The organism is Polaromonas sp. P1_G1 (assembly GCF_056405595.1).
The window spans coordinates 1-404 of record NZ_JBFUBU010000238.1 but is presented as its reverse complement, the minus strand read 5'-3'; the positions used below and the strand labels follow the sequence as shown (position 1 = coordinate 404).

Annotated in this window: 1 protein-coding gene; it reads left to right on the top strand. The window is 58.9% G+C overall.

Features of this window, described 5'->3' with window-relative positions; genetic code table 11:
* Positions 1-404: LysR substrate-binding domain-containing protein (locus AC1D1Y_RS26650; RefSeq protein WP_477684990.1), on the top strand; the 404-nt coding region annotated here is incomplete at both ends.

Below are 404 nucleotides of genomic sequence, written 5' to 3'. Positions count from 1 at the left end.
ATGTGAGTGGAAGCGATTGGTCCGAGTTGCTGACGAGTCAGCCTTTCGTTCGGTACGACCGAGAGTCGTTCGGCGGCCGTCAGGTGGACCGGTTCCTGCGCGCTTCGCACCTGCAGGTGCGTGAGGTCTGCGAACTCGATGAGTTGGAGGCCATCGTCCAACTGGTGGCTAAAGGGGTTGGCGTTGCGCTATTGCCTCAAACCGAAAGCTTCAAGCGATGGCCTGCCACTGTGCGTGCGATCGATCTCGGAGAGCGCACGTTTTACCGCGATATCGGGCTTGTACATCGATCGAATCACAGCATGGGTGACGCTGCGCAACGACTGGCCGGTATGGTGTGCACCAAGTACGGCAGCACAGGAACTGGCCCGACGTCAAAGCCTCCCAAGACATCGCTCTTACTG